Origin of the sequence: Pseudomonas sp. PS1(2021), from assembly GCF_020405165.1 — a bacterium.
Taxonomy (GTDB): Bacteria; Pseudomonadota; Gammaproteobacteria; order Pseudomonadales; family Pseudomonadaceae; genus Pseudomonas; species Pseudomonas aeruginosa.
This window is the reverse complement of sequence record NZ_CP084484.1, coordinates 4,022,494-4,043,837: the sequence shown is the minus strand read 5'-3', so window position 1 is coordinate 4,043,837 and position 21,344 is coordinate 4,022,494. Positions and strand designations below refer to the sequence as shown.

Below are 21,344 nucleotides of genomic sequence, written 5' to 3'. Positions count from 1 at the left end.
TGCTTTCCCCCGGAGGTATGCGCCATGCACACGCCCGCCAGCAACACCGTCGCCAGCGTCATTCCCTGCCTGCGTTACCGCGATGCGCCGGCCGCCATCGACTGGCTGTGCCGGACCTTTGGCTTCCAGCGCAAGCTGGTGGTGCCCGGCGAGGACGGACAGGTGCTCCACGCCGAGTTGACCTACGCCAGCCCGAACGGCGCCAACGGCATGCTGATGCTCGGCTCGAGCGTCCGCGACAACGCCTACGGTCGGCTGATGCGGCACGTCGACGAAGCCGGCGGCAATACCCAGAGCCTCTACCTGGTGGTCGCCGATCCCGACGCCCTGTTCCGCAGCGCCCAGGCCGCCGGCGCCGAGATCGTCATCGACATCAAGGACGAGGACTACGGCGGTCGCGGCTTCACTTGCCGCGATCCGGAGGGCCACGTCTGGAGCTTCGGCAGCTATGATCCCTGGGCATGAGGCCCCGTCCATTCACCACAGGAGACGCTGCATGAAAACGCTCACGCTGATCGATGGCCAAGAGGTCGCCGCCATCGGCCAGGGTACCTGGCATATCGGCGAGCAGCCCGGCGAACGCAAGCGCGAGGTCGCGGCGCTGCGCGAAGGCATCGAGCTGGGGATGACGCTGATCGATACCGCCGAGATGTACGCCGAGGGCGGCGCCGAAGACGTGGTCGGCGCGGCTATCGCGGGACGCCGCGAAGAGGTCTTCCTGGTCAGCAAGGTCTACCCGCACAACGCCAGCCGCGAGGGTCTGCCGGCGGCCTGCGAGCGCAGCCTGCGCCGGCTCGGTTGCGAAACCATCGACCTCTACCTGCTGCACTGGCAGGGCCGGTATCCGCTGGAGGAAACCATCGAAGCCTTCGAGCGGTTGCGCGACCAGGGCAAGATCCTGCGCTGGGGCGTGTCCAACTTCGACCTGGGCGACATGTACGAACTGGACGGCAGCGCCTGTGCCGCCAACCAGGTGATGTACAACCTGGAGGAACGCGGTATCGAATACGACCTGCTGCCCTGGTGCCAGGAGCGCGGCATGCCGGTGATGGCCTACTGTCCGGTGGGGCAGGGCGGCAGGCTGCTACGGCACCCGGCGCTCGGCGAGATCGCCGCGCGCCACGACGCCAGCAGCGCCCAGGTCGCCCTGGCCTGACTACTGGAGCAGGGGGTGATCGCGATCCCGAAGGCGGTGACGTCCGCTCACATTCGCCTGAATGCAGCGGCGGCCGACCTGGAACTGAGCGCCGATGACCTGCGGGCGCTCGACCAGGCGTTTCCGCCGCCTACCCGCAAGCGAAACCTGGCGATCGTCTGAGTGGAGTACGGGAGAAACGGCCTGCGCTTGTTTCCCCTGGCCGCGGGAATATGACGAAGTTGCCGAGGAAATATTTAAAAAGGAATAAGTAAATATTTATTTCCTGCGTGGGAACTTTCTTCAACTTAACCTGTATTTTTCGCTGTCCCACAAAAAAGCCCCGTCGGGGACGGGGCTTTTCCTTGCATTCGCGCTGATGCTTGCATGATTCAGGCAGCCAGTGTTTTCTTGCGAACTCGATTGATCACTTCTTCCATTTTGCCGGAGTCGTCGTACTGCTCCGGATACAGGCGCTCGCTGTGGCAGGCCACGCCATGCTGGTCAACGATGGTGAAACTGAAGTTTCCTTTACGAGTTGCCTGGATCAGGCAGTCGAACGGCGCAAATGCGGCGGTTAGGGTGCGAATTGCATCCTGAGTACGATGTTGAATAGACATATTCTTATGTTCCTTTACTTTCACGCTTATGGAGCAGCGTATATTGCAAATGTTCCCGCTCCGTGACAGTGCCAAGAAAGCTTTGTGTCGGGGGAACGTACTGGTTATGCCGGCTTTTTTCGAAAAGAGCAAGCTGGCAGTTCAGGTACTAATCAGAGGATCGATTGGCAGGAAAGTTTCCAGGCCAGGATCCTGATCAATCTGCGGGTGGTATTGCGGGACGCCGGTCTTCCCATCGGCCCTGCGTGGCAGGGGATTGCTTCAGAAGAGTGGCGACCGAAGAACCATCGGAAGGCTGTAACCCTGATGGTAGAGCCCTTTTCATCTGTGGGCCCGGTCGTGGGGTAAAGCCTGATTGACTTTCAGTTTGGTACGCAGTCCCGGATTGTATATCTTTCGACGAAGAAAGGCCAGGACATTTTTTGAGCAGATGTCGCCCCGGCGGCGGGAATGTTTGAGCATTTGTTTCGGCGGACGCCTGCCAACCGGGCAAAGGTTATGGGCCTGGCGTCGGCGGCGCGTGGCAGGATTGCCGTTCCATCGCCGCGCCGAGGTTATTCATGCCGTCGCCCGCTCGCACGCTGCTCCTGGCCTTCGTGTCCGCCTGGTTCCTGCTGGGTGGGCTGGGCCATTTCGTCTTCACCGATTTCTTCGTCGGCATCGTCCCGCCCTACGTGCCCTGGCCGCTGGCGGCGGTGTGGGTCAGCGGGGTCTTCGAACTGCTCGGCGCCGCCGCCCTGCTGGTGCCGGCATGGCGCCGGCTGGCGGCGTGCGGGCTGTTCATCCTGACCCTCTGCGTGACCCCGGCCAACCTCTACATGTGGCAGCACCCCGACCTGTTCCCATCCTTCCCGCCGACGCTGCTGGCCGCTCGCCTGGCGCTGCAGGCGTTCCTCCTCGGCTGCATCCTGGCGCTGATGCTGGCGCGGGACGAGGCGCCGCTGGCACGACGCTAGGCGCAGGCGAAAAAAAGCCACTGTGCGGGGGTGGACAGTGGCCGGGAATGCCAGGAGATGGAGGAGCAATCGGACCTGGCGTGGATAGAGTAGTAGCCGCTCTGTCGAGGGTCTGTATGGCTATTGGTGAACTTTGTGAAGAAGTGCAAAGTAGAGCGGCCAACGGACGAACGGTGTTGCACGCGGCGGGACGCTCGCGGTAGTTTTTTCCCATGATCACGTTTCCCGTGGTCGCCCTCGAAGCCCGGCCCCAGCGCCGGGCTTCGTCGTTTCCGCCCGCCGCGCAACCGGACGCAGCGGGCGGCGACCGCTGCGAAAGGCTCTGGGGTGCGCCCGCACGGCGTCCGGCCAACTTAAAGTTCGGTTGTGCCGACTGCTGTCATAACGCCATCGTTCAGTGGCCTCGGTGAGCCCCCGTACCCCCAGTTCGCTGGGGCTTGCCTTTGGTGTATCCCTTTTGCCCGGCCGCGTGCCGGGCTTTTTTATGCCCGGTCTTCTTCCTTCCGGTTTAGCCGGGGCCCGCGTTTCCTTGGCCGGCCCCTGAACCTCATCGCTGCATCGACGTCCCTAGCTACAGGCGAGCCTGTGGCCGGAGGCTTTCCATCATCCGCAAAAAGGTGAAAACCATGCTGACCATCGACTACAACAGCTATCGCACCACTACCCCCTACGGCAAACGCGTGCGCTTCCTGGTGCTGCACTACACCGCGCTCGACTTCGCCGCCTCGGTCAAGGCGCTGACCACCGGCGCCGCCAGCGCCCACTACCTGATCCCGGCGCCGCACGACCCCAGCTACAAGGCCGCCGGCTTCAAGGGCCAGCGCATCTTCAACCTGGTCGCCGAGGAAGACCGCGCCTGGCACGCCGGCGTCAGCGGCTGGGCGCGCCGCGACAACCTCAACGACACCTCCATCGGCATCGAGATCGTCAACCTCGCCCGCGACGACGACGGCGTGTTCACCTTCCCCGACTACGAGCGCTCGCAGATCAACGCACTCAAGCAACTGGCGAAGAACATCCTGCAGCGCTACCCGGACATGACCCCGAAGAACGTGGTCGGCCACTCCGACATCGCCGTCGGGCGCAAGTCCGACCCGGGTCCGAAGCTGCCCTGGAAGGAACTCTACGAGGCCGGTATCGGCGCCTGGTATGACGACGCCACCCGCGATCGCTATCGCGAAGGCTTCGAGCGCGACGGCCTGCCGCCGCGCGCCGACCTGCTGGAGGCGTTCCGCCTGTACGGCTATGCGCTGCCGGCGACGGTCGACGACGCCTACTTCGCCAGCCTGCTGCGCGCCTTCCAGATGCATTTCCGCCCGGAGAACTACGACGGCGCGCTGGATGTGGAGACGGCGGCGATCCTCTACGCTCTGAACGAGAAATACCCGGCCTGAGCCATTCACCGCGAGCGGCCGCTCGATGCGGCGGCCGCTTCCTTGCCCACCCCCATGGAGGACTTGCCATGACTGCCGTCGCACAGGTCGTCGCCAAGGCGGAAATGCTGATCCGCCGCCCCATCGCCGAGGTCTTCGAAGCCTTCGTCGATCCGGCCATCACCGCCAGGTTCTGGTTCAGCCGCGGCGATGCCCGCCTCGAAGCCGGGAAACGGCTGCGCTGGCACTGGGACATGTACGGGGTTTCCCAGGAAATCGAAGTGAAGGACCTGCAGACGAACCGCCGCATCCTCATCGAATGGCCGAATGGCGACAGCAACCCTTCCCAGGTGGAGTGGCTGTTCGAGGAACTGCCCGGCGCCGGGACCTTCGTCAGCATCCGCAACAGCGGTTTCGTCGGCACCCCGGAAGAGGTCATCCCGCGGGTGGTCGACGCCACCGAAGGTTTCACCCTGGTGCTGGCCGGGCTCAAGGCCTGCCTGGAGCATGGCATCGCCTTGAACCTGGTGGCCGACCGTTTTCCCCGCGGTCTCGATGGCTGAGCATTGCCTGAGTGCGCGTCCCGCACCGCGCAGCGTGCCCTCAGGCAATGCTCAGCCGAACGCGAAGTCGGCCAGCAGTTGCAGGTTCAGGCCGACGATCGCCAGCGCTACCGCCCAGGCCAGCCACCGGGTCCCGGCACCGATCGCCAGCGGGCCCATCAGGCGCCGGTCGGAAACGAACTGTAGCAGCGGGATCACTGCCAGCGGCAACTGCATCGACAGGATCACCTGGCTGAAGATCAGCAGCCGCGCGGTGCCATCCTCGCCGTAGAGCAGGGTCACCAGCAGCACCGGCAGCACTGCGACGCCACGGGTCAGCAGGCGCCGCGCCCAGGGCGCCAGGCGCAGGCGGAGGAAGCCCTCCATGACGATCTGCCCGGCCAGGGTGGTGGTGACCGTCGAGTTGAGGCCGGACGCGAGCAGCGCCACGGCGAACAGCAGCGAGGCGAGTTCCAGGCCGAGCAATGGCGAGAGCAGCGCGTGGGCCTGCTCGATATCGACCACCTCGGTGTGCCCGTTGCGGTGGAACACGCTGGCGGCGACGATCAGGATCGCCGCGTTGACCAGCAGCGCCAGGGTCAGCGCCAGGCTGCTGTCGGCCACCGCCCAGCGCAGCGCCTTGCGCTTGCCGGCAAGGCTGCGCGGGTAGGCGCGGCTCTGCACCAGCGAGGAATGCAGGTAGAGGTTGTGCGGCATGACGGTCGCGCCGACGATGCCGATCGCCAGGTACAGGGCAGCCGGGTCGCTGAGCACCCGCGGGCTCGGCAAGAACCCTTGGAGCACCTCGCCGAGTTCGGGACGCGAGAGCAGCAACTGTACCGCGAAGCAGGCGAAGATCAGTGTCAGCAACGCCACCACGAAGGCCTCCAGCGGCCGCTGGCCACGTCCGATCAGGACCAGCACCAGCAGCGCGTCGCCCACGCAGAGCAAGGCGCCCCAGGCCAGCGGCAGGCCGAACAGCAGCTTCAGGGCGATGGCGGTGCCGATCACCTCGGCCAGGTCGCAGGCGATGATCGCCGTCTCGCAGGCCAGCCACAGCAGGCGGCAGGTGCTCGGCGAGTAGCGTTCGCGGCAGGCCTGGGCCAGGTCCAGGCCGCTGGCGATGCCCAGGCGCGCGGACAGCGCCTGCAGCAGCATCGCCATCAGGCTGGAGAGCAGGATTACCGAGAGCAGCAGGTAGCCCAGTTGCGCGCCGCCGGCGACGTCGGTGGCCCAGTTGCCCGGGTCCATGTAGCCCACCGCGACCAGGTAGCCGGGGCCGGCGAAGGCCAGCAGGCGGCGCCACCAGTGGCCGCCGCCGGGGACTTCGACCGGCTGGGCGCGACCGGGCTCGGCGGCCTGGGGGGCCGGGGTATCCTTCGCGGACATGACGAAGCTCCTGCCGGACGCGTGCCGGCGCTGCGCGCGCCTTTCCCGGCGCGCCGTGGCGCGCGGGTTGGGCGAGCGGTTCAGGGGGCAGGAAGGAGGAAGTCGGTCAGGCCGAGGCCGCCAGTTGCCGGTGCAGGTCCAGCAGGTCGCTGGCGATCAGGTCCCAGTCCTGCTCGGCGGCGAGGTCCTGGGACTGGCCGGGGCCGTATTCCAACGGCCGGGCGATGAACGCGGTCTTCAGGCCGAGGGCGCGCGCGGCCTTGAGGTCGTAGTTGTGCGCCGCGCAGAGCATCACCTCCTGCGGCGGCAGGTCGAGCAGGCGGCAGGCGCCGAGGTAGACCTGCGGGTCGGGCTTGTAGTGGCCGAACAGGTCGGCGCACAGCAGCATGTCCCAGGGCAGCCCGGCGTGCCGCGCGACGTCGAGCATCAGCGCGGTGTTGCCGTTGCTCAGCGCGGCGAGCCAGTAGTCGGCCTTCAGCGCATGCATCCCGGCGAGCGTGTCCGGCCACGGCCGCAGGCGGTGCCAGAAGCCAGTGATACGTTGCAGCAGGGCCTCGTCCAGCGCCAGGCCGAACTCTCCGGCCAGGGCCTCGAGACTCTGCCGGTGCAACTGGTCGAGGTGCTGCCAGGGCGCCTGGCCGTTGCGTACCCGGTCCATCGCCGGCTTGTATTGCTGGCGCCAGCGGTCGGTCAGTTCCACGCAGGGCAGGGTCCCGCCGAGTTCGCGCTCCAACGCCTGGAACTGCTCGATCAGGCTGGAACGCCAGTCCACCAGGGTACCGAACACATCGAACAGGATCGCGCGCATCGTGCCTCCTCGGCCGTGGCCGTCATCGCTTCAGTGCTTCTGTGGCAGCGCCGTGGGCAGGCCGCGGCCGCTCCAGGCAGTGACCACAAGGGCTACCGCCGCCATCAGGCAGAGTGCCAGCCAGCCGGGGACGAAGCTGTGGCTGAAGTCCTTGAGCAGCCCCAGCGCCGGCGGCGCGAGAACGATCGCCAGCTGGTTGATGGCCATCGCCAGGCCGAGGGCGAAGCCGGTCTTGCCGACCGGCGCGGTATCCGCCACATAGGCCACCCAGGGACCGTACCAGCCGAAGCCGAAGAAGCCCAGCCAGGCCACTACCAGGCCCATCCCCAACGGTGATTGCAGGGGCAGCAGGACCAGCGCCAGCAGGCCGAGGATCACCGCGCCGAGGCAGACCATCACCGGGAAGTAGCGCCCGGCGCGGCAGCGGTCGCTCCAGGCGGCCAGCAGGATGCGCCCGGCGACGCCGCTGCCCTGGGCGACGAACAGCAGGGTCGCGGCCATGCCGATGCCGATCTCCAGGGTCTCGTGCAGGTAGAGTACGGTGAACACCAGGATGCCGTACTGCACCGAGATCAGCGCCACCCCGGAACAGACGATGTTCTTCATCGCCGGGTCGGTGATCATCGCCAGCCGCGACTTCACCACCGCGCCCAGGTCGCGTTCGGCGGGGTTCGCGCCGGGCGCCGGGGCGTCCGGCGGGGTGCGGTAGAAGAGCATGAAGGCCAGCGCGCCGAGGAACGCCACCAGGCCGCCGGCGAGGAACGCGCTGCGCCAGCCGTAGACTCCCGCCAGGTACGGCAGCAGCGCGGCGGACAGCGCGCCGCCCAGCGGCAGCCCGGCCTGGCGGATGCCCATGGCGAAGCCCAGCTGGGTCTTGGCGAACCAGCGCGACACCGACTTGCTGCCGCCCGGCTGCGCCGTGCTGTAGCCGGCGCCGACGACCACCAGGAACAGCAGGATGGTCAGGTAGTCGGTGGCCCACAGCGAGGCGCAGAGGGCCAGCGCGACGATCAGCGTGCCGAGGCCGACCACCAGCCGTTCGGAGTAGCGGTCGAGCAGCTCGCCGGCCACCAGCAGGCCGACGATCGGCACCAGCTGCGCCGCCGACACCAGCAGGCCGATCTGTAGCGACGAGAGTTGCAGGTCGTTCTGGACGAACACGGCGATCGCGCCGATGCCCTGGACGAAGAAGCAGGCGCAGGCCTGGGCGAAGGTGGCGATCAGCAGGATGACCCAGCGGTAGCGCTGGGTCGGGTTCGCGGCGAGGGCGGCGGTCACTGGACGAACTCCCGTGCGAGGGTGAAGTTGGCTTCGCCGAGCGGATGCAGGCGCTGCAGCGACAGGTATTCGCCGAGGGTGCGTTCCATGCCCATGCGCTGGAAGATCCGTTCGCCGTCGAGCTCGGCCTCGGCGCCGTTGGCGCGCAGTTCGTCGAGAGCCTGGCGCAGCAGCTGGCAGTTGTCGCTGAGCGTCACCCGGCCGTCATCGTCCACCGCGTAGGGCGTGTCCTCCATGCCGACCCGCAGCACGTCGACCTGGCTGTCCGCCTGCGCGGCATAGGCGGCCAGCCGGCGCACCGCGCAGAGCGGGGTGCCGGCACGAGGGCCGACGTCGAGCGGCCGGAAGTGCTGCGCGGCATGCTGCGGCATCACTGCCGCGCCGACCGTGATGCTGACCTTGCGCTTGCGCACGCAGGGTTCGCCGATGTCGTACTCCAGGCTCTTGGCGCTCTCGATCACCGCGCGGAACTGCTGGTAGGTTGCCGGGAACGGCAGGCGTGGCGAGAAGCCGAACAGCAGGATCACGTTCAACTGGCCGGAACCGCCCAGGCGCAGGCGCGGGTGCTCCACGGCGAAACGGGTCATGGCGTAGCTGCGCACATGCTGCACCCACTCCACCTCGTGGAACAGGCCGAGCTTCTGGCGCGCCTGGATGGCGTTGCGGTAGACCTGGAACTGGGTCATCGGCGAGGTCACCCCGTAGTCGGCGCCCTTGCTGGTGGAGTGGGTCTGCAACTCGGCCTTTTCCAGCGCCGTGGACGGCTGGTAGTCGCGCAGGTCGGCGAGGAAAGCCGGGCTCGAGGCATAGTCGAGGTCGAGCTTGCGCCTTTGCTTCTCCAGCTCGCAGATCACCTGCAATTCGATGGCCGCCTGGATCGTCACGAAGTGCGCACCACCCAGGTGCAGCGGGATGGCGCAGTGGCTGACCCGCTCCCACTCGCCGAAGCGGCGGATGTTCTCCTGCACCTCGCTGCCGTTGCGGCTGGCGCCGAAGCTCAGCATCAGGTCGGGGAAGCGGTTCTGCAGGGCGCGGCTGACCGCCTGGTAGATGTCGTTGTCGGTGGTCTGTTCCTGGGTCAGCGGGTTGCGCGCGTGATAGTGGTAGTAGCGGCAACCCATCTCGTAGAGCTGGCGCGCTTCGTCCAGCAGTTCGCCGGGGGCGGTGCGGATGGTGGCGCCGGTGCAGATGCTGTCGAGTAGGCGGTCGCCGGTGGCGGCGTGGTTGCGCGGGGTGAACTTGGCGCCGGTGGAGGCGCATCCGAGAATCAGGGTTTTCCGGGATCCGGTCATGGTCGTCTTTCCTCCATTCATCATTCCATTGAGGGCGGAGCGGTCCGCGGCGGACCGAAAGGCTGCCCAGGGCGTCGAAAGTCGTCGGTGTCTCAGGCAGGTGAAAGATGTCGCTGGCGGGATCGTTATGCGTTGTTCTACGAGAGGGATTTAAACCGCATGGCGGCGGCCGTGCGCGGCGCATTCGGCAACGCTCGTTGCCGCCGGCACAAAGACCTTGCGCAAATCGCCCGGCGTTGCGCCAACCGCCGGCACGGCGGCGCAACGTTGCCATTCGCGCAAGGTCGCTCAACTGGCGGCGCGCTGTCGCAGACAATCCTCCAGGGCCTCGCCGAGGCGCTCGATCTCGCCGTCGTCGGTCAGGTAGTGCGGAGTCAGGCGCAGGACCCCCGGCAGCGCCTGCTCGCGCAGCGCCCAGCGGGCATACTGCGGGCCGATGTAGGAGGCGTTCACGCCGCGCGCGTGGAGGCGCTTCAGCCATTGCTCGCCGCTCAGTTCGGGGGCCGCGTAGGTCATCAACGCGCTGGCGTGCGGCCCTTGTTCCAGCGGCGTCCAGCCGAGCCGGCGGTAGAGCTGCTGGGCGATGCGTTCGCGCAACTGGCGGTTGCGTCGGGCGATGCGCCGGACATCGGTCTGCAACAGGTAGTCGCAACTGGCCTTGAGCGCCAGGCGCAGCCCCGGGTTGAACTCCGAGCATTCGAAGCGCCGCGCGTCATCCCGCGCCTGCAAGGCGAAGGCGTCGCTCCATTGCGCGCCGCCGACGTCCAGCCCGTCGGGCAGGGCCAGGCGCTCCAGGGCACGTTCGCCGAGATAGAGCACGCCGAGTCCCTTTGGCCCGCGCAGCCACTTGCGTGGCGGGAACACCAGCACGTCGCAGCCGGTCGCCTCCACCGCCAGCGGCAACTGGCCGACCGCATGGCTGGCATCGAGGAAGAACAGCCCGTCATGGGCGCGGATGCGCTCGGCCACGCCCTCCAGCGCGGTAGCCGCGCCATGCCCGGTGGGCACCGCGCTGAGCGACAGCAGCGGCGTCTGGCCGGGGGCGAGGTCGTGCAACTGCTCGTCAAGCCGTTGCAACAGCTGTGCGGCGTCGCCGCGTGCGTCGATCAGGCGCAGCTCCAGCCCGCGCTGCTGGCGCGCGGCGAGCAGGCACAGGCTGTTGGAACCGTATTCGTCGAAGCTGCTGATCGCCCGTATCCGTGGATGGGCGGCCAGGGCCGCGGCAAAGGCCACCGACCATGCGCGGCTGGCGCAGTCGAGCAGGGCGATGTGCCGTGGCTGGGTGCCGAGCACTCGCGCGACGCTGTCGCGGACCGCCAGCAAGGGCTCGGCGAAATGCTCGGCGGCGCGCTGCACGCCCCAGCGCCGCTCGGCTTCCAGCCAGCTGTCGAGGGCCTCGTAGAGCACCTGCGGCGGCAGACTGGCGGAGCCGTGGGCGAAGTGCGCGTAGCTGCCCCAGGCCGGGGTCTCGCGGCGCAGGCGCAGCAGTTCGTCGGCACCGAAGGCGTCGGGGGCGGCGGGGAAGAGCGCGCTCATGGCCGCACCGCCGCGATCAGTTCCACCTCCACCGCGGCGCCGCGCGGCAGCTCGGCCACGCCGACGGCGGCGCGGGCGTGGCCGCCGCGCGCGCCGAGCACCTCGTCGAAATACTCGCTGGCGGCATCGATCACCGCCGGCTGCTGGACGAAACCCGCCGCGCTGGCGACGTAGCCGGTCACCTTGAGCAGCCGCTCGACCCGTTGCAGGCCGCCCAGCGCCTCCTCCAGCGCCAGCAGGCAGCACGCCGCGCAGAGCCGGGCGGCCTGGCGGGCCTGTTCCAGGTCGAGTTCGCTGCCGACCTTGCCGGTCCAGCGCAGCTCGCCGTGCTGGCGCGGCAACTGGCCGCTGACGTAGGCGATGCCGGCGTGGAGCACCACCGGCTGGTAGGCGCCGCCGGCGACGATGGCCGGAGCGGGGGATGTCTGCATGGTCCTGTCCTCGTGGCGGACCCGCCCGGCCACGATGCTCGGGCGGGTCGATGGCTGGAAAAGCGCGACCTCACTACTGTGGGCCGGTTTTCCCGGTCTGTTTTGCGGGAGTCGACGAGCTGCTTGCCAAATCGGCAAAACAAACCGAACTTTAGCCTTGCAACAGGCACCGCCGCGCGAAGTAGACTGAAAACGCCCGACCGTTGAGGAACGCGCAACGATGATCGACCTGGTGATGCTCAAGGACTTCCTCGTCCTCTGTCGGATCAAGAGCTTCAGCCGTGCGGCGCAGGAGTGCCATGTCTCCGTGTCCGGGTTGAGCCGGCGTATCCAGACCCTGGAACAGTGGCTCGGTGCACCGGTGTTCGAGCGCCACAAGCACGCCCTCGAACTGACCGAGGCCGGCCGCCAGTTGCAAGGCGTGGCGCAGGACGCGGTGCGCGCCCTGGACAACCTGCGCCAGTCGATCCGCGAGCGCGACGAAGACGCCCAGCGGCGCATCCGTTTCTGCGCCCCGCACATCCTCTCCTCGGTGTTTTTCCCGCACTGGATTCCGCGTCTGCAGGCGGACTTCCGCAGCGCCAAGTTCAGCGTCGACTGCGATTACCTGCCGCAATGCCTGTCGCGCCTGCGCGACGGCTCGGTGGACTACGTGGTGGCGTTGCTCGACGAAGGCGAGGCGGTGTCGCGCCGCCTGGGCATCGACAGCGAAGCCGAGTTCCAGCGCCTGGAGCTTGGTCACGAACAACTGGTGGCGGTCTGCGCGCCGGACGCCGCCGGCCAGCCGCTGTTCAACCTCGACCGCCTGCAGACCGAAGCGCTGTCGTTCCTCGGCTACTCCGAGGAATGCCACCTGGGCTGGGCCCTGGAACCGCTGCTGCGCGACAGCGGCCTGTTCCTCCAGCGCCATCACAGCTCCAGCCAGACCGAGGGGCTGCGCTTCTTCGCCCAGTCGCGTCTGGGCGTCGCCTGGCTGCCGCATACCCTGGTCCGCGAGGACCTCGCCAGCCGTCGCCTGGTGCGCGCCGGCGGCCAGCGCTTCGACGTGCCGTTGCGCTACACCCTGATCCGTCGCCGCCTGCCGCTACCCGGCGAGGCCGAACGCCTGTGGACCTTCCTCGGCGAGCTGGCGCGCCCGGCGCCGCGCTATGCGGTGGTCGGCGCGGCCTCCTGAGCCGCCGTCTCGGCCAGCAGGGCGCGGCGGAATTCACCGACCAGGTCGTCCTGCGCCGAACCGCTGCGGCTGACCATCACCAGCTCGCGCTGGAATTCCAGCGCGCCCAGTTCGATCACCCGTACCCGCGCCGGCTCGCGTAGCCACAGCCCGGCCCGGGGCAGCAGCGCCACGCCGAGGCCGTTCTCCACCATCCGCGCGATCGCGTCGATCTCGTCCAGCTCCATCACCTGGCGCGGCCTGAGCTGCTGCGCCTCGAGGAAATCGCCCACCAGGCGACCGCCGAAGGACACATGGTCGTAGCGGATGAACGGTTGCGTGCGCAGCAATTCCAGCGCATCCGTCGCGGTGCATTGCGGCGGCGCGATCAGCACGAACGGCTGGCGCTCGACCCGTTGCGCGGAGAGCCCGCGCGGCAGGTTGAACGGCGGGCGGATGAGGATCGCCAGGTCCAGTTCGGCGGCGTCCACCTGGTCCAGCAGGTGCAGCGAGACGCCCGGCACCACCTGCGGCTCGATGTGCGGCGCCTGTTCGGCGAGGCGCTTGAGCACCTCCGGCAGCAGCCCGGTCTGCGCCGTGTTCACTGCACCGATGCGCAGGCGTCCGCGCGGGCTGTCGCCCTGGCCGATGCCGTCGAACAGCGCGAGGATCTGCTCGGCCGTACGCACCGCCTGCCTCCCGGCCTTGTTCAGGTGTGCCGCGCGCGGCGTGCGCTTGAACAACTCGACGCCGACGCTGCGTTCCAGCGCGCGGATCTGCGCGCTCACCGCCGACTGCGTCAGCCCCACCTGTTCCCCCGCCGCGGCGAAGGAGCCCCGGCGCGCCACGGCGACCAGGGTGCGGAGTTCGCGGATCATCCAAGCCTCGAAAAAAGTGTTGCTCAGGCGAAATATTATGCGCTTTCCATCGAAATCGGCACGGCAAATAATCCCGGCACACCCACAGAGGAACCGCGCCATGAGCCTGATGCCCTTCCACCTCGCCATCCCTGTCCACGACCTGCCCGCCGCCCGGCGCTTTTACGGCGAGGTCTTCGGCCTGAGCGAAGGCCGCTCCGCCGAGCACTGGGTCGACTTCGACTTCTTCGGCCACCAGTTGGTCATCCACCAGCACCCGCAGACCGACTCCCAGCGCCACGCCGGCAGCAACCCGGTGGACGGCCACGACGTGCCGGTGCCGCACTTCGGCGTGGTCCTCGCCTGGGACGACTGGCACGCCCTGGCCGAACGCCTGCAGCAGCGCGGCACCCGCTTCGTGATCGAGCCCTACATCCGCTTCAAGGGCCAGGTCGGCGAGCAGGCCACGCTGTTTCTCTTCGACCCCTGCGGCAACGCGCTGGAGTTCAAGAGCTTCCGCGACATGGGCCAGTTGTTCGCCAAGTGAGATTGCCGGCGCTCCACCTTACTGTGCGCAGTCCGTGCAGAACTCCAGCGCCGCGCAGCTGGACTGCTCGTCCGGTAGGCTCGATGTCGCGCACTCTTTCTTGCGCACCACGCTGCCCAGCGGCGCCAGCTTGAACCGCTCCGGCGGCGGGCTGGCCGGCTTTGCGCTTGTCGTCCCGTCGAGGTCGGGCTTGAAGGCGTGTTCAAGGTCGCCCAGGCGTTCGTCCAGGGTGGCGGAGGAGGCGAGGGCGGGCGTCAGGGCCAGGATGAGCAGGAGAACGCGGTAGGGCATAGGGTTTCCGGTGTGGGTGGCGATGCGCTGGAGCCGAGCACGGCATCCCCGCATGACGAGGAATCGAAGCGGCCATTCAAGGCGATTGCGTGTTGGCGATGGGATGCGCTCGCCCTCTGTTTGGCATTTTGTGAAGCGCTTCGCACCTTGCCCGAGCGGCACCTTGTCCGGGCAAAACCGTCACCGCACAGTCCCCTTCCACCTTCATCCCCCTGCGACGCACCTCGCAATGCAACCAGCATCCCGGCTGCGCCACCCTCTACCTGGACTGCAGCGCAGCCAGCGAAGATCTGTTCGACACCGCCCGCACCCGTCTGGAGTCGGCGATCGGAACGCTGAGCGTCCTCGACCTGCTCGACGAAACCGAAGAACCCGGTGAAAGCACCTGCCGCATCACCGGCTCCTTGCTGTCGCTGTTCGAGGCGGAATACGCACGCAGACACCGATAACCGACGGAGGCGGTGCCCCCGGCGAGGCCGGGGGTTGGAGGAGTCTCTAATGTGAGCTGGTATGTCCATTGAGCCGAATTCACACAGGCCTTAACTATGAGCGTCTGTGCCGTACTATCCGCCTTGTCTGGCTAGGCTGTTGTGGTGAATTGGGCATGCCTTTTCGCTACATGCCTAACGATCTCAAGTAGGTATAGGTTTCTGGTAGAGGGGCATTGCTCCCGCTCTTTGCCAGGTTCGATTTTGGGCAGGTGCCTGATAGGCTGTCGCTCAACCATCATGAAAGGACTCTGCAGCTATGCCCGCCGTTATCGCTGAGAATGATGTGTCGATCTGGGACGACGAAACTGGAGCTGTCTACCACTACCCAAGGCGATACAGCGCCATCCTTAAGCCAGGGGTGCAGGTGGTTTACTACAAGGGCAAGCTGACAGATAAGTCTTTTGCTGATCAGCGCCTCAGTGCTCAGCCGCATTACTTTGGTATTGCGCGTATCGGCAAGGTTTACCCTGACCCTGAAAGCTCGAAAGGTGATCTCTTCGCGTTGATCGAGAGTTTTCAGCCATTTGAGCAGGCAGTCCTGGCAAAAGAAGGGAATAGCTACCTTGTAGTGGTCTACTGATCCCGGACACCGATTTAGGCGAGAATCCTCGCCGTGAGAGAGGTGTCTGATGAGCAAGCAACGACGTACGTTTTCCGCCGAGTTCAAACGAGAGGCCGCGGCCCTGGTGTTGGACCAAGGCTACAGCCATATCGACGCCTGCCGTTCGCTGGGGGTGGTGGATTCGGCCTTGCGCCGTTGGGTGAAGCAGCTCGAGGCGGAGCGCCAGGGTGTGACCCCGAAGAGCAAGGCGTTGACGCCTGAGCAGCAAAAGATCCAGGAGCTGGAAGCCCGGATCAACCGGTTGGAGCGGGAGAAAGCGATATTAAAAAAGGCTACCGCTCTCTTGATGTCGGACGAACTCGATCGTACGCGCTGATAGACCAGTTGAGTGAGCAGGAGTCGGTGGAAGTGGTCTGTTCAGCTTTCGATGTGGCGCGGTCTTGCTACTACGTCCACCGTCTTCGACGGCGGCGTGTCGATGCTCGCCGCGTGGCGCTACGCAGCCAAGTCAACCAGTTGTTCAGCCAGAGTCGGGGCTCGGCCGGCAGCCGCAGCATTCTGGGCATGCTGCGCGAAGAGGGCGTGACCATCGGCCGTTTCCGAGTGCGTCGGTTGATGCGTGAGCTAGGCCTGGTCAGCAAGCAACCGGGCTCGCACGCCTACAAACAGGCCACGGTTGAGCGGCCGGATATCCCGAATCGGCTGAACCGCGAATTCGCGACCGAGCATCCCAATCAGGTGTGGTGTGGCGACATCACCTACGTCTGGGCGCAAGGCCGTTGGCACTACCTGGCCGCGGTGCTGGATCTGCATACCCGGCGGGTGATCGGCTGGGCGTTCTCGGCCAAGCCGGATGCCGAACTGGTGATCAAGGCCCTGGACATGGCCTACGAACAGCGCGGCAAGCCACAGCAGGTGCTGTTCCATTCAGACCAGGGCAGCCAGTACGCCAGCCGCCTGTTTCGGCAACGGCTCTGGCGCTATCGGATGCAGCAGAGCATGAGTCGCCGAGGGAATTGCTGGGATAACTCGCCGATGGAGCGCCTGTTCCGCAGTCTGAAGTCGGAGTGGGTCCCGTCAACGGGTTACCTGACGGCGCAGGAGGCCCAACGGGACATCAGTCATTACTTGATGCACCGCTACAACTGGATCAGGCCGCATCAATTCAACGACGGGTTACCACCTGCGGTGGCCGAAGAAAAACTCAACCCACTGTCCGGGATGGGTTGACCACTACAACCTAGAGCCCATTCCGCCATCGAAGGCCAGCAACTACTGGCGTAGTGGTGTCCGGGAGATTGGACAGGTCACCTTTGATAGCATCCTGGCAAGGGCCGAGATTAAGCCTTTGCAGGTTGCCGAGAGTTGGGGCGATAGAGCTTTGGGGGGCTTCGAGTCTCGCACCGAGGGCAGTCTGTCCACCTACTACGGGGTCCGCTACGAGCGTGACCCAACGCTGCGTCTCCAAGCAATTGCGATTCATGGTGTAGCTTGCAAGGCGTGCGGTTTTGATTTCGGAAAGGCATACGGCGAGTACGCGAAGGGTTTTATCCACGTTCACCACACGCAGCCCATTTCTGAGTTCGAAGCCCCCAAAGCCGTGAACCCTGAAACTGACCTGGTGCCCCTCTGTGCAAATTGCCATGCAGTTGTTCATCGCAGGCGTGATCGAACTCTTAGCGTCGATGAGCTGAAGGGGCTTGTTCGTGGGAGGTGGGTTTGCGCGGAGGCTGATGTAGTCGTTTAGGTAAGGAAAAAGAAGGAAAAAGGGGACATATTTATTTTTCTGTCAGGCTCGCCTCATAGGGAGTTTAGCCTTGACGAGCACTTTTGATCCCAGAAAACGTAAGCCCCTACAGGCGCTCCGGCAGCGTATTCGTCGCGTCCAGGTAAGGCTCAGCGCTGAGCAGTTTGTCGCGCCACCGGGGAATCTCGCTGTCTTCCACATCCAGCCGTTTCAGCCATTGATCGGCCGCCCAGCCCACCAGCCGCAATTCGCCGTCGTGGGAGCCGCCGTGTAGCGAGCCGATGGTTTCATAGCGAATGCCTTTGAGCGCGTGGTTCAGCAGCACATACGGAGCGGGCCTGGAGTCTTCCGCATCACCCGCGATATAGGGATAGGCACCGGCCTGGATTACCACGCCATCGCCGTAGCGGTAGAAGGCAAAGTGGCTGGAGGGCAGTTGCGCACGCAGGGCATCGAGCCCGCCGGCCAGCGCCAGGCGCTCGTTGTTCAGGAGGGTTAGCCAACTGACAGTTTTGATTCTTGTAGGTTTGAACTCGGGAGTATTGGCCAGCAGACAAGCCGTCCCTACATCCAAACCCGGCATACGCGCCGCCATAAAGGCTTCGGAGGGCTCGTCATTGTCCCAACTGGTCGGCGAGAGATTGTAGGCATGCCCCGCATACCCCTGCTCCGGCTCTAGTCGCCGTGCGAAGTCAATAAACAGCTGTAGGAAATCCAATGGCTGCCGCTCTTGATATAGCAGAGGTACGGAGAACTCCAGAACACTAAGATCATGCCCCATTTTGGCTTGCCAGCTCCGCTTGCCGTAAATATCAAACAGCCAGGCGCCTGCATCGCGGGATTTCTTGCCGCTGGTGTAGCAGAAGCTGAGATGATCGTCTTCATCCATTGCCCCCATCATCTCGCGCAGTGGTTGGGTGTCACGGTATGCGGTCAGTGGCTTTCCTTGTGCAGGCTCTTCACGCCAGAGCCAGGTGAGGTGAGGCTCTGCCAGGCGCTCGAACTCATCGAAGCATTGGCATAATGACTCACGTACCAGTGGGGTATGGGCCTTTTTGAAGTAGAGAGTGCCGCGTAGGCAAAGCACAGCACCGATATAGTCTTCGGGGCCGCTCTTCATCAACAGGTTGCCGGCTATTTCCAGTAGATGGGGTTGCTTGGCTAACTCTGCAGCCAGATCGAATGGCTGTTCCATGGGCTTTTCCTCTTGATCAATAGGCGGGAATCATCGGGCGAGGGGAACGGCCTCGGGTCAAGACGAACATCACTCCACCTGCGATGGCGACGGCCCACCCTGCTTGCTCTACTGGCACCTTGGATCGTTGATTTTCCTGGCCACAGTCGCAGTCGGAGGGTTTCATTTCAACAATCTTGTTCTTGTTGCCGGCAATCGCTGCATAATCCTCAAGTTGTTCCCTATTATGTGGGTCAGGCGGAAACTTCATCTCCACCACCTGCTTGATATTGTCCTGGGTTGGCGGCCTGTTGGGATTCTGAACGATGATCACGTCGGGCCTGCGAATCATTCCTTTCCCTGGCTTGAACGGCGGATGCTCCGGATCTTCATCCCAATACTTGCTGATCCATCCCGGTATCCAGCCATGTGGACTGTTACCGGTCTGGCTATCGAGAATCGGCTGCGGTGGGTTCTTGGTCATGTCGTAGCTGACCTCGGGCTTTTAGGGGCTGCGTCCCTGGAGAACTTCGTCCAACTCTCCCAGCCGCTGTGCCACGCACGCCTGCTTGAGGCTTTTGCCATCCTGGCTGAGGTTGGGCGTGCTGCTGCAATGGCAGACCGCCGAGCACAGCACCTTCTTGTCCTGCGGATCGAGCCTGGGTTCCAGGGTGCCGACGGGGTTGGTCCTGCCTTCGGGGCTCATGCCTCCCCGGGACAGGCTGGGCTGGTCGCTCATGCGTCGCACCTCTGCACCAGGTCGATGTAGAGGATCTCCGCGGTGGGGCGCTCGATCCAGGAGGTCATGCCGTCGGCATCCGTGGTGTCGAACGCATTCCAGCCGCCACTCGACCAGACCCTGACCCGGCGTCCGGCGACGGGCTTGCCCGTTTCGTGGTCGATGAGCTGGAAGCGCCCGGAACAGGGCACGCTGTTGCGGTTAAGGGGAAGGGCGGGAGCGCGCGGGGCGGGCGTGAAGACGTCGCCGATGAGTACCGTCCCCGAGCCGCCGATCACCACGTTGCCGTGCGCCCCGATACTACCCAGCGTCACCGCCGGCAGGCCGTTGATGAGTACCGTCGACGAAACGGCTGAGATCATCGGGCTTCCGCAGGCTGAGGCGTCGCCTTGCCGTGCTGCCGGCAGGCCGTCGAAAACGACGTCGGGAGAGCCCTGGACGATGGGGTTGCTGCCATGCCCTGGCACTGGGCAGGTCGTTGGATCGGTGACGCGGGCGGCGGGTTTTCCACTCATGTGCGGGTCCTTGCATCAGTGAGATGTGCTGGCCGCTCTGGCGGCCAATTCGGGATTGAACGAGTCGGCACCTATCGCCAGCGGAAGAAACGCAGAAGGGGACTTCTCCTTGTCCCACCTCCCGGCATTGGTTTCTTCTCCGGCCCGCCGAGGACCGTAGCGAGGTGCGCCGGTCAGTCTTGAGGGTGCGACGCGGAAGCGCCGGCTACCTGCAGCGCTGCAACTTCCAGCCGGGCGTCGCGGCGGGTCTGCTCCGTATGGCCCTGGATGATGCCGGGAATCAGGAAGGCATCGACGATCCACCAGATGCCGGTAATGATCAGGGGGAACAGGGTGAAACAACCGATCAGCGTGATGATCAGTTGGGTAACCGCCGTGCCGGTTTTCCCCAGGTAGAAGCGGTGTGCGCCGAAACCGCCCAGGAAGAACCACAGAAGATAGGCGGTGCCGGTGGATTTCTGGGCGTTGGAAACTTTCTGCTCCACGAGCATTTCAGACTGTAGTGACATGAGTTTTCCCACTGATCCATGCGGAAGACATGGTGGGAATTGAAACGTTGCCAACGGTGTTTTTTCAAGCGTCCAGTCTGAGGATGTTTTTGATTTGTAGTTTTATTGCGGGGCTCTGGAAGAGTCGGCCAGGAGTCGGAACTCCTGGACTTCGTAGAAGTGCTTAAAACAAACTGGCGAGTGGCTGGAGTTTATTGGCGAAAGGCGTCCGGCCGGGCGCCTTTCGCTTTTGTCCGTTAACTTCATAGTGGCGTGGTTTCGAACTTTATCTTTTGATAGTTCTCGAAAATGAACCTGTCTTCCGGCGACAGGGCCGTTTCGTCGAAGGGCAGGATCGCGCCGTCATGCATGACCTTGTAGTCGCGAGAGGTGATTTTCGTCTCCGCCGTGGTGAATGTACTCATGAAGCGCTTATGGGCATCCTCCTGGAACTCCTTCCTGTGCTGGAGGAAGTAGGCGAAGTCCATGTGCCCAACCATGAAGACGATGCTCCAGTCCTTCCTGGCGGCTATGTCCCATTTCCACATGGCGGAGAGTTTCCGCCTAATGGCCTGGTCGGACTCCCTCAGGGCCTTCTTGAGACAGTCGAAGGCGTAGGTACTGTCTATGTCGAATTCGCAGATGGTCAGGTAGTTCACGAACTTTTCGCCGAAGACACAACTGGAGCCGAGGGTGAAAACCTCGTATCCCGGGTAATACCTGCGAAAGAAATCAAGTTCCGTCAGGAACCAGTCTTCCAGTGCGGGTCGGCTGCTCTTTCCGTAGACGTTCTTGACGATGTCTGGCGTATATTCGAACCCTTCGCTGGTGCAGGTCAGAACGTTCTTCTCATCTTTGGCAATGACTATCCTGTTTTTTGCTCCTTTCGGTTCCTTTTTCATTTTTCTTGTCCTTCGAGCGTCTGTGGAGGCCGGTTTATCGTGATTTGGAATCTCTGTTTTAGGTTTCGCTTTCCAGGGATATAAGACGCCTGCTTACCCTGGTAGTGAGTGTCTAGCTCAAATTCTTTTTCTGTGCTTGACGAAAAGTATGCGTCGGTTTCTCGGAGGCTCGTTTTCTTGGACGGGGAGTTTCGAACGTGAATCCATGAATGTTTTCCTGCCAGCGTTCCAGAGCCTTGTTGGCGGCGGAATCGAACGGTCTCATTAACAGATTCGGGAAATATCATTCCGCGCGTCCGCAGCCAAAAGGGCGGGCTGGCGAAGCTCGCCGGGTGCCGGTCACGGTAGGGGAGGGAGCAGCAAGGCGAGCCGGCAACAGGAAAGGCCCGGCGCTGGAGGAGCAGGCAAGGAACTGGGCAAAGAAAAAGCCCCTGAAATTCACTAGGAAAATCAGGGGCTTATCGTTTGCGTTTGGTGGAGCCGGGGGGATTTGAACCCGCGTCTAACCCTTATGATTC

21 protein-coding genes and 4 pseudogenes are annotated in these 21,344 nt (G+C 64.6%); 11 read left to right on the top strand and 14 right to left on the bottom strand.

What is annotated here, in order from left to right; all coding sequences use genetic code 11:
- The first annotated feature begins 24 nt into the window (after window positions 1-24).
- Window positions 25-465: a VOC family protein gene (locus LE197_RS19475; protein ID WP_003085641.1), complete on the top strand. Its 441-nt coding sequence runs from the start codon at window positions 25-27 to the stop codon at window positions 463-465.
- Between the two features lie 31 nt (window positions 466-496).
- Window positions 497-1,318, top strand: a pseudogene (locus tag LE197_RS19470) (aldo/keto reductase).
- Window positions 1,319-1,527: 209 nt separating this feature from the next.
- Here the strand turns inward: LE197_RS19470 and LE197_RS19465 are convergent.
- A complete protein-coding gene (locus tag LE197_RS19465) occupies window positions 1,528-1,755 on the bottom strand; it encodes a hypothetical protein (RefSeq protein WP_003085644.1) in 228 nt (75 codons plus the stop codon).
- Between the two features lie 560 nt (window positions 1,756-2,315).
- On the opposite strand from LE197_RS19465, the gene LE197_RS19460 reads away from it, so the two are divergent.
- The 3 genes from LE197_RS19460 (at window position 2,316) to LE197_RS19450 (ending at window position 4,647) form a co-directional block, all read left to right on the top strand.
- Entirely contained in the window at window positions 2,316-2,711 is a 396-nt protein-coding gene (locus LE197_RS19460) for a hypothetical protein (RefSeq protein ID WP_003114197.1), read from the top strand.
- 626 nt (window positions 2,712-3,337) lie between these two features.
- Window positions 3,338-4,105 carry an N-acetylmuramoyl-L-alanine amidase AmpDh3 gene (gene ampDh3 / locus LE197_RS19455; protein WP_003114198.1) on the top strand — a complete coding sequence of 256 codons (768 nt, stop codon included), beginning with the start codon at window positions 3,338-3,340 and terminating at the stop codon, window positions 4,103-4,105.
- Between the two features lie 68 nt (window positions 4,106-4,173).
- The gene (locus tag LE197_RS19450) at window positions 4,174-4,647 is read left to right on the top strand and encodes an SRPBCC family protein (protein WP_003085649.1); all 474 of its coding nucleotides are present in this window, start codon (window positions 4,174-4,176) and stop codon (window positions 4,645-4,647) included.
- Window positions 4,648-4,698: 51 nt separating this feature from the next.
- Here LE197_RS19450 and LE197_RS19445 read toward each other — a convergent pair whose 3' ends face one another.
- The 6 genes from LE197_RS19445 to LE197_RS19420 form a co-directional block, all read right to left on the bottom strand.
- Complete coding sequence (locus LE197_RS19445) at window positions 4,699-6,015, bottom strand: Nramp family divalent metal transporter (RefSeq protein WP_003114200.1); 1,317 nt, start codon at window positions 6,013-6,015, stop codon at window positions 4,699-4,701.
- A gap of 106 nt (window positions 6,016-6,121) precedes the next feature.
- Window positions 6,122-6,823 carry a haloacid dehalogenase type II gene (locus LE197_RS19440; protein ID WP_003106623.1) on the bottom strand — a complete coding sequence of 234 codons (702 nt, stop codon included), beginning with the start codon at window positions 6,821-6,823 and terminating at the stop codon, window positions 6,122-6,124.
- Window positions 6,824-6,853: 30 nt separating this feature from the next.
- Window positions 6,854-8,101 carry an MFS transporter gene (locus LE197_RS19435; protein ID WP_003114201.1) on the bottom strand — a complete coding sequence of 416 codons (1,248 nt, stop codon included), beginning with the start codon at window positions 8,099-8,101 and terminating at the stop codon, window positions 6,854-6,856.
- A complete protein-coding gene (locus tag LE197_RS19430; RefSeq protein ID WP_023109139.1) occupies window positions 8,098-9,393 on the bottom strand; it encodes a 3-keto-5-aminohexanoate cleavage protein in 1,296 nt (431 codons plus the stop codon). The genes LE197_RS19435 and LE197_RS19430 overlap by 4 nt, the downstream gene beginning before the upstream one ends.
- 288 nt (window positions 9,394-9,681) lie before the next feature.
- Window positions 9,682-10,929: an aminotransferase class V-fold PLP-dependent enzyme gene (locus tag LE197_RS19425; RefSeq protein ID WP_003114203.1), complete on the bottom strand. Its 1,248-nt coding sequence runs from the start codon at window positions 10,927-10,929 to the stop codon at window positions 9,682-9,684.
- Window positions 10,926-11,360, bottom strand: a complete 435-nt coding sequence (locus tag LE197_RS19420; RefSeq protein WP_003114204.1) for a RidA family protein — start codon at window positions 11,358-11,360, stop codon at window positions 10,926-10,928. The genes LE197_RS19425 and LE197_RS19420 overlap by 4 nt, the downstream gene beginning before the upstream one ends.
- Window positions 11,361-11,580: 220 nt before the next feature.
- On the opposite strand from LE197_RS19420, the gene LE197_RS19415 reads away from it, so the two are divergent.
- The gene (locus tag LE197_RS19415) at window positions 11,581-12,534 is read left to right on the top strand and encodes a LysR family transcriptional regulator (RefSeq protein WP_003085661.1); all 954 of its coding nucleotides are present in this window, start codon (window positions 11,581-11,583) and stop codon (window positions 12,532-12,534) included.
- Here the strand turns inward: LE197_RS19415 and LE197_RS19410 are convergent.
- The gene (locus tag LE197_RS19410) at window positions 12,507-13,391 is read right to left on the bottom strand and encodes a LysR family transcriptional regulator (RefSeq protein ID WP_003114205.1); all 885 of its coding nucleotides are present in this window, start codon (window positions 13,389-13,391) and stop codon (window positions 12,507-12,509) included. The genes LE197_RS19415 and LE197_RS19410 overlap by 28 nt on opposite strands.
- A gap of 100 nt (window positions 13,392-13,491) precedes the next feature.
- Between LE197_RS19410 and LE197_RS19405 the strand changes: the two genes are divergently transcribed.
- Complete coding sequence (locus LE197_RS19405) at window positions 13,492-13,917, top strand: VOC family protein (RefSeq protein ID WP_003114206.1); 426 nt, start codon at window positions 13,492-13,494, stop codon at window positions 13,915-13,917.
- An 18-nt stretch (window positions 13,918-13,935) separates the two neighbouring features.
- Here LE197_RS19405 and LE197_RS19400 read toward each other — a convergent pair whose 3' ends face one another.
- The gene (locus LE197_RS19400; RefSeq protein ID WP_003085667.1) at window positions 13,936-14,208 is read right to left on the bottom strand and encodes a hypothetical protein; all 273 of its coding nucleotides are present in this window, start codon (window positions 14,206-14,208) and stop codon (window positions 13,936-13,938) included.
- Between the two features lie 206 nt (window positions 14,209-14,414).
- Here LE197_RS19400 and LE197_RS19395 point away from each other — a divergent pair, with 206 nt between their 5' ends.
- The 4 genes and pseudogenes from LE197_RS19395 to LE197_RS19380 all read left to right on the top strand — a co-directional run.
- A complete protein-coding gene (locus LE197_RS19395) occupies window positions 14,415-14,657 on the top strand; it encodes a hypothetical protein (RefSeq protein ID WP_042115131.1) in 243 nt (80 codons plus the stop codon).
- A 298-nt stretch (window positions 14,658-14,955) separates the two neighbouring features.
- A pseudogene (locus LE197_RS19390) lies at window positions 14,956-15,264 on the top strand (restriction endonuclease); the annotation flags it as partial.
- Between the two features lie 64 nt (window positions 15,265-15,328).
- A protein-coding gene (locus tag LE197_RS19385) for an IS3-like element IS222 family transposase (RefSeq protein ID WP_086937300.1) occupies window positions 15,329-16,491 on the top strand; the annotation gives its coding sequence in 2 pieces (ribosomal slippage) (window positions 15,329-15,584 and window positions 15,584-16,491; 1,164 coding nt in all).
- A 10-nt stretch (window positions 16,492-16,501) separates the two neighbouring features.
- A pseudogene (locus LE197_RS19380) lies at window positions 16,502-17,008 on the top strand (HNH endonuclease); the annotation flags it as partial.
- Window positions 17,009-17,114: 106 nt separating this feature from the next.
- On the opposite strand, the gene LE197_RS19375 reads toward LE197_RS19380, so the two are convergent.
- The 5 genes and pseudogenes from LE197_RS19375 to LE197_RS19350 form a co-directional block, all read right to left on the bottom strand.
- A complete protein-coding gene (locus LE197_RS19375; protein ID WP_023084913.1) occupies window positions 17,115-18,203 on the bottom strand; it encodes a DUF3396 domain-containing protein in 1,089 nt (362 codons plus the stop codon).
- 16 nt (window positions 18,204-18,219) lie between these two features.
- Window positions 18,220-18,921, bottom strand: a pseudogene (locus LE197_RS37165) (VRR-NUC domain-containing protein).
- Window positions 18,918-19,436 (bottom strand): PAAR domain-containing protein, encoded by a 519-nt coding sequence (locus LE197_RS19360; RefSeq protein WP_010895523.1) that lies wholly within the window; start codon window positions 19,434-19,436, stop codon window positions 18,918-18,920. The pseudogene LE197_RS37165 and the gene LE197_RS19360 overlap by 4 nt, the downstream one beginning before the upstream one ends.
- Before the next feature lie 173 nt (window positions 19,437-19,609).
- A complete protein-coding gene (locus tag LE197_RS19355) occupies window positions 19,610-19,945 on the bottom strand; it encodes a TM2 domain-containing protein (protein ID WP_003140884.1) in 336 nt (111 codons plus the stop codon).
- A gap of 242 nt (window positions 19,946-20,187) precedes the next feature.
- Entirely contained in the window at window positions 20,188-20,826 is a 639-nt protein-coding gene (locus tag LE197_RS19350; protein WP_003114214.1) for a hypothetical protein, read from the bottom strand.
- Window positions 20,827-21,344 lie beyond the last annotated feature (518 nt).